This window comes from Citrobacter sp. C1 (assembly GCF_014596895.2).
In the GTDB taxonomy this organism is placed as follows: domain Bacteria; phylum Pseudomonadota; class Gammaproteobacteria; order Enterobacterales; family Enterobacteriaceae; genus Citrobacter; species Citrobacter gillenii.
The window spans coordinates 392,915-408,247 of the sequence record NZ_CP115035.1 but is presented as its reverse complement, the minus strand read 5'-3'; the positions used below and the strand labels follow the sequence as shown (position 1 = coordinate 408,247).

At 50.5% G+C, this 15,333-nt stretch carries 24 protein-coding genes; 5 read left to right on the top strand and 19 right to left on the bottom strand.

The window, feature by feature from the left end:
- The 4 genes from tsaC to dprA are packed head-to-tail and all read right to left on the bottom strand — an operon-like array spanning window position 1 to window position 2,716.
- Window positions 1–573, bottom strand: coding sequence for an L-threonylcarbamoyladenylate synthase type 1 TsaC (gene tsaC, locus IB214_RS02040; RefSeq protein WP_096755444.1), 573 nt, complete (start codon window positions 571–573; stop codon window positions 1–3).
- A gap of 4 nt (window positions 574–577) precedes the next feature.
- A complete protein-coding gene (locus tag IB214_RS02035) occupies window positions 578–1,120 on the bottom strand; it encodes a type I DNA topoisomerase (RefSeq protein WP_096755443.1) in 543 nt (180 codons plus the stop codon).
- Between the two features lie 26 nt (window positions 1,121–1,146).
- Entirely contained in the window at window positions 1,147–1,620 is a 474-nt protein-coding gene (smg, locus tag IB214_RS02030; RefSeq protein ID WP_003031162.1) for a DUF494 family protein Smg, read from the bottom strand.
- Window positions 1,592–2,716, bottom strand: a complete 1,125-nt coding sequence (gene dprA / locus IB214_RS02025; protein ID WP_117344025.1) for a DNA-protecting protein DprA — start codon at window positions 2,714–2,716, stop codon at window positions 1,592–1,594. The genes smg and dprA overlap by 29 nt, the downstream gene beginning before the upstream one ends.
- Before the next feature lie 130 nt (window positions 2,717–2,846).
- On the opposite strand from dprA, the gene def reads away from it, so the two are divergent.
- From def to mscL, 5 genes are all read left to right on the top strand, one after another.
- The gene (gene def, locus IB214_RS02020) at window positions 2,847–3,356 is read left to right on the top strand and encodes a peptide deformylase (protein WP_096755441.1); all 510 of its coding nucleotides are present in this window, start codon (window positions 2,847–2,849) and stop codon (window positions 3,354–3,356) included.
- A 14-nt stretch (window positions 3,357–3,370) separates the two neighbouring features.
- Window positions 3,371–4,318 (top strand): methionyl-tRNA formyltransferase, encoded by a 948-nt coding sequence (fmt, locus tag IB214_RS02015; RefSeq protein WP_117344026.1) that lies wholly within the window; start codon window positions 3,371–3,373, stop codon window positions 4,316–4,318.
- Between the two features lie 51 nt (window positions 4,319–4,369).
- Window positions 4,370–5,659 carry a 16S rRNA (cytosine(967)-C(5))-methyltransferase RsmB gene (gene rsmB, locus IB214_RS02010; protein ID WP_096755439.1) on the top strand — a complete coding sequence of 430 codons (1,290 nt, stop codon included), beginning with the start codon at window positions 4,370–4,372 and terminating at the stop codon, window positions 5,657–5,659.
- 21 nt (window positions 5,660–5,680) lie between these two features.
- On the top strand, window positions 5,681–7,057 hold the full coding sequence (gene trkA / locus IB214_RS02005) for a Trk system potassium transporter TrkA (protein WP_096755438.1): 1,377 nt from the start codon (window positions 5,681–5,683) through the stop codon (window positions 7,055–7,057).
- 141 nt (window positions 7,058–7,198) lie between these two features.
- Window positions 7,199–7,612, top strand: a complete 414-nt coding sequence (mscL, locus tag IB214_RS02000; protein ID WP_096755437.1) for a large-conductance mechanosensitive channel protein MscL — start codon at window positions 7,199–7,201, stop codon at window positions 7,610–7,612.
- On the opposite strand, the gene arfA is transcribed toward mscL, so the two are convergent.
- From arfA to rplF, 15 genes are all read right to left on the bottom strand, one after another.
- Entirely contained in the window at window positions 7,609–7,827 is a 219-nt protein-coding gene (gene arfA / locus IB214_RS01995) for an alternative ribosome-rescue factor ArfA (protein WP_117344028.1), read from the bottom strand. The genes mscL and arfA overlap by 4 nt on opposite strands.
- Window positions 7,828–7,884: 57 nt before the next feature.
- A complete protein-coding gene (gene zntR, locus IB214_RS01990) occupies window positions 7,885–8,310 on the bottom strand; it encodes a Zn(2+)-responsive transcriptional regulator (protein WP_045448272.1) in 426 nt (141 codons plus the stop codon).
- Window positions 8,311–8,320: 10 nt separating this feature from the next.
- On the bottom strand, window positions 8,321–8,689 hold the full coding sequence (locus tag IB214_RS01985) for a DUF1992 domain-containing protein (protein WP_117344029.1): 369 nt from the start codon (window positions 8,687–8,689) through the stop codon (window positions 8,321–8,323).
- 107 nt (window positions 8,690–8,796) lie between these two features.
- Entirely contained in the window at window positions 8,797–9,183 is a 387-nt protein-coding gene (gene rplQ, locus IB214_RS01980) for a 50S ribosomal protein L17 (protein WP_042395993.1), read from the bottom strand.
- 40 nt (window positions 9,184–9,223) lie between these two features.
- On the bottom strand, window positions 9,224–10,213 hold the full coding sequence (rpoA, locus tag IB214_RS01975) for a DNA-directed RNA polymerase subunit alpha (RefSeq protein ID WP_096755434.1): 990 nt from the start codon (window positions 10,211–10,213) through the stop codon (window positions 9,224–9,226).
- A gap of 25 nt (window positions 10,214–10,238) precedes the next feature.
- On the bottom strand, window positions 10,239–10,859 hold the full coding sequence (gene rpsD / locus IB214_RS01970) for a 30S ribosomal protein S4 (RefSeq protein WP_003031138.1): 621 nt from the start codon (window positions 10,857–10,859) through the stop codon (window positions 10,239–10,241).
- A gap of 32 nt (window positions 10,860–10,891) precedes the next feature.
- Window positions 10,892–11,281: a 30S ribosomal protein S11 gene (gene rpsK / locus IB214_RS01965; RefSeq protein ID WP_003031137.1), complete on the bottom strand. Its 390-nt coding sequence runs from the start codon at window positions 11,279–11,281 to the stop codon at window positions 10,892–10,894.
- 16 nt (window positions 11,282–11,297) lie between these two features.
- On the bottom strand, window positions 11,298–11,654 hold the full coding sequence (gene rpsM / locus IB214_RS01960) for a 30S ribosomal protein S13 (RefSeq protein WP_003031135.1): 357 nt from the start codon (window positions 11,652–11,654) through the stop codon (window positions 11,298–11,300).
- A gap of 146 nt (window positions 11,655–11,800) precedes the next feature.
- Window positions 11,801–11,917: a 50S ribosomal protein L36 gene (rpmJ, locus tag IB214_RS01955; RefSeq protein ID WP_000868187.1), complete on the bottom strand. Its 117-nt coding sequence runs from the start codon at window positions 11,915–11,917 to the stop codon at window positions 11,801–11,803.
- Between the two features lie 30 nt (window positions 11,918–11,947).
- Window positions 11,948–13,279: a preprotein translocase subunit SecY gene (gene secY, locus IB214_RS01950; protein WP_001118864.1), complete on the bottom strand. Its 1,332-nt coding sequence runs from the start codon at window positions 13,277–13,279 to the stop codon at window positions 11,948–11,950.
- Window positions 13,280–13,286: 7 nt separating this feature from the next.
- Entirely contained in the window at window positions 13,287–13,721 is a 435-nt protein-coding gene (gene rplO, locus IB214_RS01945) for a 50S ribosomal protein L15 (protein ID WP_096759320.1), read from the bottom strand.
- A gap of 3 nt (window positions 13,722–13,724) precedes the next feature.
- Window positions 13,725–13,904, bottom strand: a complete 180-nt coding sequence (rpmD, locus tag IB214_RS01940) for a 50S ribosomal protein L30 (protein ID WP_001140434.1) — start codon at window positions 13,902–13,904, stop codon at window positions 13,725–13,727.
- 3 nt (window positions 13,905–13,907) lie between these two features.
- On the bottom strand, window positions 13,908–14,411 hold the full coding sequence (rpsE, locus tag IB214_RS01935) for a 30S ribosomal protein S5 (RefSeq protein ID WP_003031131.1): 504 nt from the start codon (window positions 14,409–14,411) through the stop codon (window positions 13,908–13,910).
- Between the two features lie 14 nt (window positions 14,412–14,425).
- Window positions 14,426–14,779: a 50S ribosomal protein L18 gene (rplR, locus tag IB214_RS01930; RefSeq protein WP_000358960.1), complete on the bottom strand. Its 354-nt coding sequence runs from the start codon at window positions 14,777–14,779 to the stop codon at window positions 14,426–14,428.
- A gap of 9 nt (window positions 14,780–14,788) precedes the next feature.
- Window positions 14,789–15,322, bottom strand: coding sequence for a 50S ribosomal protein L6 (gene rplF, locus IB214_RS01925; protein ID WP_096759319.1), 534 nt, complete (start codon window positions 15,320–15,322; stop codon window positions 14,789–14,791).
- Between the last annotated feature and the right edge of the window lie 11 nt (window positions 15,323–15,333).

The window sequence follows — 15,333 nt, the reverse complement described above, 5'->3', positions numbered from 1 at the left end:
TTACCCCTGTCGAAATTGTTCACCCGTCAAGGCATCACGTATTTCCGAAGGATTTAAACGCCCCCCGGTATCACCTTCGACAACGGGGAAATCTATACCAAACTGCACGCGTACTTCCTCTACCGTCCTGCAAGGGGGTAGACCACTCAAATTAGCACTGGTAGAAACTAACGGTTTGCCATAAGCCTGGCACAACGCAACCACCAGCGGATGATCCGTGACGCGCACGGCCAGCGAATCAAAACGGCCGGTTAACCAACGTGGTGTCGTTATCGCTGCCGGAAATACAAAGGTAACGGGACCTGGCCAGCACGCGAAAATAGCATCACGTTGGGCATCAGTGAGCATGCTGTCATCAATATACGGCTTGAGTTGGTCAAAATTTGCCGCAATTAAAATCAAGCCTTTATCAATTGGTCGTTGTTTTAGTTCCAACAGACGAGTAACAGCCGTTTCGCTATCTGGGTCACAGCCGACGCCGAAAACAGCTTCTGTTGGATAAGCGATGACTTTATCTTGTTTCAGAACCGCTATCGCAGCAGCGATGGGATCTGTGGGCAGGTTATTATTCACTTTTTTATTCCGCCGAGACCGGCTTTCCACATTGTTTACTGGCACAAAAGTGTTTCACACCCTGTGCGGTTTTCTTTTCGATGAGAAGCGGATAGTGACACTCAGGACACTCTCCAGCCAGAGGTTTGAAGTTGATGACAAACTGACACTCAGGATAGCGATCGCAGGAGTAAAAAGTTTTGCCATAACGGGAACGCCGCTGGACCAACTGGCCTGTCCGGCATTGGGGGCAAACAATCGCCGTTTCATCTGGTTTGTCGATAAGTTCAGTATGGTCACATGCCGGGTAATCACTACACCCAATAAACATACCGAATCGTCCCTGCCTCAGCACCAGCTCAGCACCGCACTCAGGACAAAACTTACCCTCCAGAACTTTGACAATATGTCCGTCCGCAGAGGATTTTAGCGGACGGACATAGTCGCATTCCGGATACTGTGAACAACCGAGAAACGGGCCATGTTTCCCAGAGCGAATAACCAGTTCAGCCCCGCATTGTGGGCAGGGCTCGTTTTTACGCACCGCAAACAGTGCTGATTTAGCCATAACAACTCATACTGAATGAAGATTGATTAATGCAGCATACCTTCATTCACTTCAAAGAGTAATTCTTCCATTTGCTGATACGCATTTTCACAACCGGGAATGTTGAATAAAACCATCAGGATCACCCACTTCAGGTCTTCCAGATCGAATTCTGCTGTATCCAGCGCGAGTACACGCTCAATCACCATTTCTCGCGTTTCGAGGTTTAGCACCTGGATCTGCTCCAGGAATAATAAGAACCCCCGACAACTCGCATCCAGGCGATCGCACTCTTCCGCCGTATAAATACGAATAGACAGAGGGTCAGATGCAAGCTGCATAGGTTCGGCAAGGCCATCCTGATAATCAGCCAGTTTTTCCAGCCACAGTAACGCGTTGTAGATGTCTTCACGATCAAAACCAGCGTCGGTAAGATCCCGTTCCAGTTTGTCCTGATCCACACGCAGCTCCGCTTCGTTATGGATATATGTCTCAAACAAATACATTAGTACGTCGAACATGGCATGCCCTCCTCAATCGGACATAGCCGCCGGGTACAGCTGCGATCCATCCTGCTAACTCCAGTTCGAGTAGCTGAGCCACTACCTCTGGCACAGGTTGGCCGGCACGTTCAGCGACGACGTCAACAGGTGTTACCTCATCTCCTACGTTAGCCAGGAGCTCAGGAAATGGCAATGCCACCTCTTCGTGATCTGGTGAATAAATTGAATTTTCAGGTTCATCTGGCACCCAATGTAAACCGTATTGCAAATTCTCCAGAATATCTTCTGGAGCCGTAACCAACGTCGCTCCTTGCTTAATGAGCCAATGTGGCCCCTCACAACCTGGGTTCCCTATTGCCCCTGGTAACGCAAAAACGTCCCGTCCTTGCTCCAGGGCACAACGCGCAGTCACCAGCGAACCGCTACGCTGAGCGGCCTCAATCACCAGTACGCCTTTGCTTAAGCCACTGATAATACGATTTCGTCGCGGAAAATTGCGCGGTAGAGGAAGCATATCCAAAGGGAACTCGGACACCAGCGCGCCTCCGGCCTCAATCAGACGTTCGGCAAGATGCGCGTGCCGCCGTGGATGAATGGTTTCCAGGCCGTTCCCCAGCACGGCGATACTGGTTCTATTCATATTTACCGCCGCGTTGTGCGCGACGCCATCGATCCCCCGTGCCAGCCCGCTGGTGATTGTCACACCGCAAGCGGCAAGCTTCTCACAGAATAATCGCCCCCAGCGCTCTCCATACCAGGAATGTTGCCGGCTCCCCACAACAGCGACCTGAAAAGAGTGTAAACAATCGGGATCGCCAACAATAAAGAGGAGTCCCGGGTAATCTTCAGTGGCGCGAAGCTGCGGCGGATAACGTTCGCTATCGGCAAAAACGACATGGTGATGCGGTAACTCCAGCCAGCGCAGCGTTTTTTCCAATTCAATGTCGGAAAAGCTTAAAAAACGTGCGGCCTGGCGGGGAGAGAATCCTGCATACTGGAGTATCGTTTTGTTAATACACGGTTGAGCAATAAGCCAGTGAGCAATGCGCACCATCTCATCACCATAAAGTTCACATACTCGTGCTAAACGTAACCAAATTTCGGTGTGGGTCATCCCTTTTCCCCCTGCCACAAGCAGTCATAGCAATCTTTGCGATTGGTCACTGATGCTGTCAATCAGAAGGGGTTTTGTCTAGAATAGAGGTAATAATCTTTCCAACTCCTGAACACAACTCTGGATAACTATGTCAGTTTTGCAAGTGTTACATATCCCGGACGAGCGTCTTCGCAAAATCGCAAAACCGGTTGAAGAAGTGAATGCAGAAATTCAGCGTATCGTCGATGATATGTTCGAGACGATGTACGCCGAAGAAGGTATTGGCCTGGCGGCAACGCAGGTTGATATTCATCAGCGCATCATTGTTATTGATATCTCTGAAAATCGCGATGAGCGCCTGGTGTTGATCAACCCTGAGCTACTGGAAAAAGACGGTGAAACCGGCATTGAAGAAGGTTGCCTGTCTATTCCCGAACAGCGAGCATTAGTACCGCGCGCTGAGAAAGTAAAAATTCGCGCACTCGATCGTGAGGGTAACCCCTTTGAACTGGAAGCCGATGGCCTGTTAGCGATCTGCATTCAACACGAAATGGATCACCTGGTCGGTAAATTGTTTATTGATTATCTGTCGCCGTTGAAACAACAACGCATTCGTCAGAAAGTTGAAAAACTCGACCGCCTGAACGCCCGACCTTAAGGACAAGAATCAACGTGTCAGACTCACTACGTATTATTTTTGCGGGTACACCTGACTTTGCAGCGCGTCATCTCGACGCGCTGCTGTCTTCTGGACATAACGTCGTCGGCGTATTTACCCAACCGGATCGCCCAGCAGGACGTGGTAAAAAGCTGATGCCCAGCCCGGTAAAAGTGCTGGCCGAAAAAAAAGGGTTACCGGTTTTTCAGCCCGTCTCTCTTCGTCCTCAGGAAAACCAGCAGTTAGTTGCTGACCTGCACGCAGATGTAATGGTGGTAGTGGCATATGGCCTTATTCTGCCAAAAGCCGTGCTGGACATGCCGCGCTTGGGATGCATCAACGTCCATGGTTCCCTGCTTCCTCGCTGGCGCGGCGCGGCACCCATCCAACGTTCACTGTGGGCTGGCGATACCGAAACCGGCGTCACCATCATGCAGATGGATGTCGGTCTGGATACCGGCGATATGCTACACAAACTCTCTTGCCCAATCACCACTGAAGACACCAGCGCCAGCCTCTACAATAAGTTAGCCGAACTCGGCCCACAGGGACTGCTGCACACACTGCACCTGTTGGCAACGGGCACCGCGAAACCTGAAGTCCAGGATGAATCGCTGGTGAGCTATGCCGAGAAGCTAAGTAAAGAAGAAGCCCGCATGGACTGGACGCTTAGTGCCGTTCAGCTGGAGCGCTGCATTCGCGCCTTTAATCCATGGCCGATGAGTTACATCGTCATTGATGAGCAGCCGGTCAAAATCTGGCAGGCCACGGTGATTGATAAACCTGCAGGTGCCGAACCAGGAACGATTCTGGAAGCAACCCGCCAGGGTATTCAGATTGCGACAGGCGATGGCATCCTGAATCTCATCTCTTTGCAGCCAGCCGGTAAAAAAGCCATGAGCGCGCAGGACCTGTTGAATTCACGCCGGGAATGGTTCGTTCCTGGAAACCGTCTGCTCTGACGGTTCATCTCTTAAAGCCCGGCATCTCCGGGCATTTTTATTTTTGCGGTTATGAAAAAAAATCTAAATTTACGCAGTATGGCGGCGCAGGCCGTCGAACAGGTTGTCGAAAAGGGGCAGTCGCTAAGCAATGTGCTACCTGCCATGCAGCAGAAAGTTGCCGATAAAGATAAGGCGCTGTTACAGGAACTTTGCTTCGGCGTATTGCGCACCCTCTCCCAACTTGAGTGGATGATCAAACAGCTGATGGAACGCCCGATGACGGGTAAACAGCGCACGGTCCACTACCTGATCATGGTCGGTTTCTACCAACTACTGCATACCCGTATCCCTCCTCATGCTGCATTAGCTGAAACAGTGGAAGGCGCGGTCGTGATCAAACGCCAGCAGTTGAAAGGCCTGATTAACGGCGTACTACGCCAGTTTCAGCGCCGCCAGGACGAACTGTTAACCGAGTTTGCACAAAGCGAACTGCGCTTCTTACACCCATCCTGGTTAGTAAAACGCATTAAGAATGCTTATCCACAGCAGTGGGAAACCATTCTTGCGGCTAATAACCAGCGTCCGCCAATGTGGCTACGCGTTAACCGTAACCACCACTCGCGCGACGCGTGGCTAGCATTGCTGGCGGAAAGTGGTCTTACCGGCTTCCCACACCCGGATTACCCGGATGCTGTGCGTCTGGAAACCCCAGTGTCAGTTCTGGCATTGCCCGGCTTCGAGCAGGGATGGGTAACCGTCCAGGACGCTTCCGCTCAAGGATGCGTAAGCTATCTGCAGCCGAAGAACGGTGAACAGATCCTCGATTTATGTGCAGCGCCAGGTGGAAAGACGACACATATTCTGGAAGTTGCTCCGAATGCAAATGTAATGGCGGTCGACGTAGACGAAAAACGTCTGTCACGCGTCTACGACAACCTGAAGCGTTTGGGCATGAAGGCCACCGTCAAGCAGGGCGATGGTCGTTTTCCACAACAATGGTGTGGCGAACAGCAGTTCGATCGTATTCTGCTGGATGCTCCATGCTCAGCCACTGGGGTCATTCGTCGCCATCCGGATATTAAATGGCTGCGCCGTGACCGGGATATCACCGAGCTTGCCCAACTACAGGCAGAGATCCTGAATGCGACTTGGGCGCATCTGAAGCCGGGCGGCACGCTGGTTTATGCAACCTGTTCTATTCTGCCTGAAGAGAACCAGCAGCAGATTGCGGCCTTCCTGACGCGTACGCCAAACGCGGTATTAAGCGAAACCGGCACACCTGAGCAACCAGGCCGCCAGAATTTACCGAGTGCAGAAGAAGGTGATGGCTTCTTTTACGCTAAGCTAATCAAAAAGTGATGAGATAACGGGTCGCGACTGATGAAAATTATCATTCTGGGCGCAGGGCAAGTTGGTGGTACGTTGGCTGAAAACCTGGTCGGCGAGAACAACGATATCACGGTAGTCGATACCAACGGTGAACGCTTGCGCAGCCTGCAGGACAAGTTCGACCTCCGCGTTGTGCAGGGGCATGGCTCTCATCCCCGCGTACTGCGCGAAGCTGGCGCCGACGACGCTGATATGCTGGTCGCCGTGACCAGCTCTGATGAGACCAATATGGTCGCCTGTCAGGTCGCTTATTCGCTCTTCAATACGCCTAATCGTATCGCACGTATTCGGTCACCGGATTATGTGCGCGATGCCGATAAACTCTTCCACTCCGAAGCGGTACCTATCGATCACCTCATTGCCCCAGAGCAACTGGTTATCGACAGCATCTACCGGCTGATTGAATATCCTGGTGCCCTACAGGTGGTAAATTTTGCCGAAGGTAAAGTCAGTCTCGCAGTGGTTAAAGCCTATTATGGCGGTCCACTGATCGGTAACGCACTGTCGACTATGCGCGAGCATATGCCGCATATCGATACCCGCGTTGCGGCAATTTTCCGCCATGACAGACCTATTCGCCCGCAGGGCTCTACCATCGTGGAAGCAGGTGACGAAGTATTCTTTATTGCAGCGTCACAACATATTCGCGCAGTGATGAGCGAACTGCAGCGTCTGGAAAAACCCTACAAGCGCATCATGCTTGTGGGCGGCGGTAATATCGGTGCCGGACTCGCTCGGCGGCTGGAAAAGGATTACAGCGTTAAGTTGATCGAGCGCGATCAGCAACGAGCTTCAGAGCTTGCTGAAAAGTTACAAAATACGATCGTCTTTTTTGGCGATGCTTCGGATCAAGAACTGCTCGCCGAAGAGCATATTGATCAGGTTGATCTGTTTATTGCCGTCACTAACGATGACGAAGCTAACATCATGTCGGCAATGCTGGCTAAACGTATGGGCGCCAAGAAAGTAATGGTGCTGATTCAACGTAAGGCGTACGTTGATCTGGTGCAGGGCAGCGTGATTGATATTGCCATTTCACCACAGCAAGCAACGATCTCTGCATTGCTCAGCCACGTCCGTAAAGCAGATATCGTCGGCGTTTCTTCGTTGCGCCGTGGTGTGGCAGAAGCCATCGAAGCTGTCGCGCACGGAGATGAAACAACATCCCGGGTTGTCGGCCGTGCAATTGACGAGATTAAGCTGCCGCCAGGAACAATCATTGGCGCCGTTGTTCGGGGTAATGACGTAATGATCGCTAATGACAACTTGCGTATTGAGCAGGGTGATCACGTCATTATGTTCCTGACCGATAAAAAATTTATTACCGATGTCGAACGTTTATTCCAGCCAAGTCCCTTCTTTCTGTAATTATGAGGGTGCTAGTACAGCACCCTTTTTATTTCCCCTTATTTTTCATGGTCTAATAAATTCCCCAGTCAGCAATACATAAATGGAAATTGTCTTAACATTTGTTAGACTTATAAACGTCAGCTGCATAGGGAGAATAAAATGAGCATTATTAAAGAATTTCGCGAATTCGCGATGCGCGGGAATGTTGTAGATTTAGCAGTGGGTGTCATTATTGGTGCGGCATTCGGTAAGATTGTTTCGTCACTGGTTGCCGACATCATCATGCCACCACTGGGCTTGTTAATTGGTGGGATTGATTTTAAACAGTTTGCCTTAACGTTACGCGACGCGCAGGGAGATATCCCGGCGGTCGTGATGCACTACGGTGTGTTTATTCAGAATGTGTTTGATTTCATTATTGTTGCCTTTGCTATCTTTATGGCCATCAAGCTAATCAACAGACTGAATCGCAAAAAGGCTGAAGAGCCAACAGCACCGCCAGCCCCATCAAAAGAAGAGGTGTTGCTGAGTGAAATACGTGACCTGCTGAAAGAACAAAATAACCGTTCTTAAGCACTCACTGAAACAAGAAGGCCAGTGGTAAAAAAGTGATTCACTTTCTTGCCACTGGCCTCCCAGTTACCCCGATTTCCTTGTTTACCTTTACGCTGATAACTTCCTTTTCCTTTCTTATTTTTCTCAACTCGCTGTCTGAATAGCGGGTCATGCAATAGTGCTTCAATGGCGTTGTCCTTTATCTGCCCTTTGGTGTGCTGATAATGACTCATAATCTCTCCAGTGTGTAATAATTTACGCCGCGAGTGTAGACCTGACCGTTCAATAAATCAACAGCCTGATTTTGTTCCGCTAGCGCCTTGCTCAAGTGCCTCGAGAATAGAGCAGTAAACGCTGCTATGCGCCATGCCGCAGCATGCATCGTTCAATCGCTGTAGCGAGCGCTGCATTGTCTGAAGCTCAGCAATTCGGGCTTCAACCTCTTTTAATCTTTCCTGAACAATTCCCTTAGACTCCTGGCAAGTATGGTGCTCAGGATCGATACGGATCGAGAGTAACTCGCGGATCGACTCCAGAGTAAAACCAAGCTGTCGGGCATAACGAATAAATTTAAGACGTTGAAGATCGCTTTCGGTATAGAGTCGAAATCCACCTTCAGTGCGTACTTCATGCTCCATCATTTGCTGCTTTTCATAGTAGCGGATGGTATCTGGCGTGACTTCAGCCAGTTTAGCTAATTCGCCAATACGATACATGGTACCTCCGCTAATCATCACTAATCCGATGCAGAAGTTTTTCTGCATATTCCCCACGCAAAAACTCGGTGCTGAGTCCAGCCTGTCGAAGTTTAAGTTCAAGGAGCGAAAGACGTCGACTTACCTCCTCATACTGAACCTCATCTTTACGAATTCCTGCAAGGATATCAAGCAGACGAATTGCTTCTCTGCGCAGCTCAAGTTCGGGAGGAAGGCAACCCGAATTTTTTAATAACCTGTAGCCGGCTCGCAGTTCCGGTGGAATATGAGAATCATCATCCAGAGCAAGCGGCTCACCGGAACCCGGTAAATCATCAAACTCGCCTTTGGCCTGCGCGTTATTAATATGGCGCTCTGCCCACTGGTCCAGTAACCACATACAGTGCTCCAGGGGGTGAACAAAAAAAGTACAGTTCGTATAGATAGGTTGGGGTGCTTCGGATATAAAAAAACCCGCCGGGGCGGGTTTTTTTACGTTACTACAGATTACTCTGCAGCAGCTTCTGCTTGCGATTCAGAGCGATCAACCAGCTCGATGTATGCCATCGGCGCATTGTCGCCTGCACGGAAGCCACACTTCAGAATGCGAGTGTAACCACCGGCGCGGCTCGCGAAACGCGGGCCCAGCTCGTTAAACAGTTTTGCCACGATCTCGTTATCACGAGTACGGGCGAATGCCAGACGACGATTAGCTACGCTATCAGTCTTGGCAAGAGTAATCAGCGGCTCAACTACGCGGCGCAGCTCTTTCGCTTTAGGCAGGGTCGTCTTGATGATCTCATGACGAACCAGTGAACCTGCCATATTGCGGAACATAGCCTGGCGATGGCTGCTGTTGCGGTTCAGTTGACGACCACTCTTACGATGGCGCATGACCTTATCCTTCTCAGTAAAACCTTAACCTGTGATCCGGTTACTCGTCAGCGATGCTTGCCGGTGGCCAGTTTTCCAGGCGCATGCCCAGAGACAGTCCACGGGAAGCCAGCACGTCTTTAATCTCAGTAAGAGATTTTTTACCAAGGTTAGGCGTCTTAAGAAGCTCAACCTCAGTACGCTGTACCAGATCACCGATATAGTGGATAGCTTCTGCTTTGAGGCAGTTAGCAGAGCGGACAGTCAATTCCAGATCGTCAACAGGGCGCAGCAGGATCGGATCGAACTCTGGTTTCTCTTCTTTAACTTCCGGCTGACGTACATCACGTAAATCAACGAAAGCTTCAAGTTGTTCTGCCAGAATGGTTGCCGCACGACGAATCGCCTCTTCAGGATCGATTGTGCCGTTGGTTTCCATTTCGATGACCAGCTTGTCCAGGTCGGTACGCTGTTCTACACGCGCAGCTTCAACATTGTAGGCAATACGCTCTACAGGGCTGTAGCAGGCGTCGACCAGCAGACGGCCGATTGGGCGCTCATCTTCTTCCGAATGAATTCGGGTAGAAGCCGGCACATAACCACGACCGCGCTGAACTTTGATGCGCATGCTAATAGATGCGTTCTCATCGGTCAGGTGGCAGATCACGTGCTGTGGCTTGACGATTTCGACATCACCATCATGGGTGATATCGGCTGCAGTCACAGGGCCAATGCCAGATTTATTCAAGGTAAGAATAACGTCATCTTTACCCTGAACTCTCACCGCCAGCCCTTTCAGGTTGAGCAGGATTTCCAGGATATCTTCCTGAACGCCTTCTTTGGTGCTGTACTCATGTAGTACACCATCAATCTCAACCTCGGTCACCGCACAACCCGGCATCGATGAGAGCAGAATACGGCGCAGTGCGTTACCCAAAGTATGGCCAAAGCCACGCTCTAAAGGCTCAAGGGTCACCTTGGCGTGCGTCGAACTCAGTTGCTCGATATCTACCAGGCGCGGTTTTAGAAACTCTGTCACAGAACCCTGCATTGTGTCCTCTCTTTGGTACTAAGCTTTACTTGGAGTAAAGCTCGACGATCAGGTGTTCGTTAATGTCCGCAGACAGATCAGAACGCTCCGGCTTACGCTTGAACGTACCTTCCATCTTGCCAGCATCAACTTCCAGCCAGGTTGGCTTTTCACGCTGCTCAGCCAGCTCCAGAGCGGCTTTCACGCGAGACTGCTTCTTCGCTTTCTCACGAATGCTAACAACGTCATTCGGACTAACCTGATAAGAAGCGATGTTAACAACACGACCGTTTACCATAATTGCTTTATGGCTGACCAGCTGACGTGCTTCTGCACGAGTGGCACCGAAGCCCATACGGTATACAACGTTGTCCAGACGACCTTCCAGCAGACCCAACAGGTTTTCACCGGTGTTGCCTTTCAGACGTGCTGCTTCTTTGTAGTAGTTACGGAACTGACGCTCCAGCACACCGTAGATACGGCGAACTTTTTGCTTTTCACGCAACTGCACACCATAGTCAGACAGACGCGGTTTACGCGCACCGTGCTGGCCAGGAGCTTGTTCAATTTTACACTTGGTATCGATCGCGCGAACGCCAGACTTAAGGAATAAGTCAGTGCCCTCACGACGGCTCAGCTTGAGCTTAGGACCCAAATATCTTGCCATTTTCTTTCTCCAACAATCCTAGAAACGAGGCGTTATACGCGACGTTTTTTCGGCGGACGACAACCGTTATGAGGGATCGGAGTCACATCAGTAATATTAGTGATGCGGAAACCAGCGGCGTTCAGAGCACGAACAGTAGATTCGCGACCTGGACCCGGTCCTTTGACCATAACTTCCAGATTCTTGATACCGTATTCTTTTACGGCTTCAGCGCAACGCTCTGCTGCAACCTGAGCTGCAAACGGAGTGGATTTGCGAGAACCACGGAAACCGGAACCACCGGCTGTTGCCCAACCCAGCGCGTTACCCTGACGATCAGTAATGGTAACGATGGTGTTGTTAAAAGAAGCATGGATATGAGCCACGCCGTCAGAGACTTGTTTTCTTACACGTTTACGTGCACGAATTGGTGCCTTTGCCATTATTCAATCACCCCGATTATTTCTTGATCGGTTTGCGCGGACCCTTACGGGTACGTGCGTTGGTCTTGGTACGCTGACCGCGAACCGGGAGACCACGACGATGACGCAAACCGCGATAGCAACCAAGGTCCATAAGGCGCTTGATGCTCATGCTAACTTCACGGCGCAGATCACCTTCAACGACAAATTTGGCAACTTCGTCACGCAGCGTGTCGATTTGTTCTTCAGACAGCTCACTGATCTTAACATCTTCAGCGATACCCGCTGCAGCCAGAATGGCCTTAGAACGGGTCTTGCCGACGCCGTAGATCGAAGTTAATGCGATCACAGCATGTTTCTGATCAGGAATGTTAATGCCTGCTATACGGGCCACTATGCACTCCTACTATTTAATATGTACGCACCATGCTGAAAAGCCCGTTTTCAGGATACTCAAATGGAAACGCACAGACATACAAAAGATTGGCTGGCTAATCTAGCCAGCTCAACCCAACTTTGCAAGAAAAATATGCGAATAAATCAGCCTTGGCGCTGTTTATGCTTTGGCTCGGCACTGCAAATCACACGGATGACACCATCACGCTTAACGATTTTGCAGTTACGGCATAATTTCTTGACGGAAGCACGAACTTTCATTTTTACTCTCCGTAACTTCTCGGGCGACTGTTAACGGCCGTAGCCTTTCAGATTCGCCTTCTTCAATGCAGACTCATACTGACTTGACATCATCAGAGTTTGCACTTGAGCCATAAAGTCCATAATCACGACAACAACGATAAGCAGTGAGGTTCCACCGAAGTAGAACGGTACTTTCATTGCATCACGCATGAACTCCGGGATCAGGCAGATAAAGGTAATGTAAAGCGCACCAACCAAGGTCAGGCGGGTCATTACTTTATCGATATACTTCGCCGTTTGCTCTCCCGGACGAATTCCTGGTACAAATGCACCGGACTTCTTCAGGTTATCTGCTGTTTCACGCGGGTTGAAAACCAACGCCGTGTAAAAGAAACAGAAGAAGATGATTGCAGACGCATAGAGTAACACATAAAGCGGTTGCCCAGGCTGCAAATACAGCGAAATTGTTGTCAGCCAGTTCCAACCAGTACCGCCCCCGAACCATGACGCGATGGTCGCCGGGAACAGAATAATACTGGAAGCGAAGATTGCTGGGATAACCCCGGCCATATTCACTTTCAGCGGTAAATGTGTGCTCTGTGCAGCATAGACACGACGACCTTGCTGACGTTTCGCGTAGTTTACCACAATGCGGCGTTGACCACGTTCAACAAATACAACAAAGAACGTCACTGCAAATACTAATACTGCAACCAACAGCAACACGAGGAAGTGCAGGTCGCCTTGACGCGCTTGCTCGATAGTATGGGCAATGGCTGGCGGGAGTCCCGCGACGATACCGGCGAAGATAATGATTGAGATACCGTTGCCGATACCACGTTCAGTAATCTGTTCACCCAACCACATCAGGAACATTGTCCCTGTAACCAGACTTACAACAGCGGTGAAATAGAATGCAAAACCTGGATTCATCACCAGGCCTTGCATACCAGGCATATTCGGCAGACCGGTAGCAATACCGATCGACTGGAATATCGCCAGCACCAGAGTACCGTAGCGGGTGTACTGGCTGATCTTACGACGACCAGACTCCCCTTCTTTCTTAATTTCCGCCAACGTTGGATGAACCACCGTCAGCAGCTGGATAATGATCGACGCCGAAATATACGGCATGATCCCCAGAGCAAAGATAGAAGCACGGCTGAGAGCACCACCAGAGAACATGTTGAACATTTCAATGATGGTGCCTCGCTGTTGCTCAAGCAGTTTGGCAAGTACAGCGGCATCAATACCAGGGATCGGAATGAAAGAGCCAATACGGAACACAATCAGCGCGCCGATAACAAACAGCAGTCTGCGTTTCAGCTCGCCTAAGCCACCTTTGGCACTTTGAAAATCTAATCCCGGTTGTTTAGCCATCTGCTACTTATTCCTCGATTTTACCGCCAGCAGCTTCGATAGCAGCACGAGCGCCTTTAGTAACACGCAGGCCACGAACAGTTACCGGAGTAGTGACTTCACCAGCCAGGATCACTTTCGCGAACTCGATCTGGATACCGATAATGTTTGCTGCTTTCAGCGTATTCAGGTCTACAACACCGCCTTCAACTTTAGCCAGGTCAGACAGACGAACTTCGGCTGTGATCGCTGATTTACGTGAAGTGAAGCCGAATTTCGGCAGACGACGGTACAGAGGCATCTGACCACCTTCGAACCCGCGACGTACGCCACCGCCAGAACGAGACTTCTGACCTTTGTGACCACGACCACCGGTTTTACCGAGGCCAGAACCGATACCACGACCCAGGCGGCGAGCCGCTTTTTTAGAGCCTTCGGCCGGAGACAGAGTATTTAAACGCATCTCTTACTCCTCAACTTTAACCATGAAGGAAACCGCGTTGACCATACCACGAACAGCAGGAGTATCCTCGCGTTCTACGGTGTGACCAATACGACGCAGACCCAGGCCAAGCAGCGTTGCCTTGTGTTTCGGCAGACGACCGATTGCACTGCGGGTTTGAGTAATTTTAATAGTCTTTGCCATGGTTTATTTCCCCAGAATTTCTTCAACGGATTTACCACGCTTGGCAGCGACCATTTCCGGAGATTTCATATTTTCCAAACCATCGATAGTTGCACGAACCACGTTAATCGGGTTGGTGGAACCATACGCTTTAGCCAGAACGTTACGAACTCCAGCGACTTCCAGAACGGCGCGCATTGCACCACCGGCGATGATACCGGTACCTTCGGAAGCCGGCTGCATGAAGACACGAGAACCCGTGTGAGTACCCTTAACCGGGTGCTGCAGGGTGCCGTGGTTCAGCGCGACGTTAATCATATTGCGACGGGCTTTTTCCATCGCTTTCTGGATCGCTGCTGGAACTTCACGCGCTTTACCGTAACCAAAACCAACGCGACCGTTACCATCGCCAACTACAGTCAGAGCTGTGAAGGAGAAAATACGACCACCTTTAACGGTTTTAGATACGCGGTTAACCGCGATCAGCTTTTCCTGCAGTTCGCCAGCTTGTTTTTCGATGTGAGCCATCTTACACCTCTACCTTAGAACTGAAGGCCAGCTTCACGGGCAGCATCTGCCAGTGCCTGGACACGACCATGATATTGGAACCCGGAACGGTCAAAGGATACATCTTTGATGCCTTTTTCCAGAGCGCGTTCAGCAACAGCTTTACCTACAGCTGCAGCAGCGTCTTTGTTACCGGTGTACTTCAATTGTTCAGCGATAGCTTTTTCTACAGTAGAAGCAGCTACCAGAACTTCAGAACCGTTCGGTGCAATTACCTGTGCGTAAATATGACGCGGGGTACGATGTACCACCAGGCGAGTTGCACCCAGCTCCTGGAGCTTGCGGCGTGCGCGGGTCGCACGACGGATACGAGCAGATTTCTTATCCATAGTGTTACCTTACTTCTTCTTAGCCTCTTTGGTACGCACGACTTCGTCGGCGTAACGAACACCCTTGCCTTTATATGGCTCAGGACGACGGTAGGCGCGCAGATCTGCTGCAACCTGACCGATCAGCTGTTTATCAGCGCCTTTCAGCACGATTTCAGTCTGGGTCGGACATTCTGCAGTAATACCTGCCGGCAGCTCATGATCAACGGGATGAGAGAAACCTAAAGCCAGGTTTACTACATTCCCTTTGACCGCTGCGCGGTAACCTACACCAACCAGCTGCAGCTTCTTAGTGAAGCCTTCGGTAACACCGACAACCATTGAGTTCAGCAGGGCACGCGCGGTACCAGCCTGAGCCCAACCATCTACGTAACCATCACGCGGACCGAAGGTCAGTGCATTATCTGCATGATTAACTTCAACAGCATCGTTGAGAGTACGAGTCAGCTCGCCGTTCTTACCTTTGATCGTAATAACCTGACCGCTGATTTTTACATCAACGCCGGCAGGAATAACGACCGGTGCTTTAGCAACACGAGACATTTTTTCCTCCG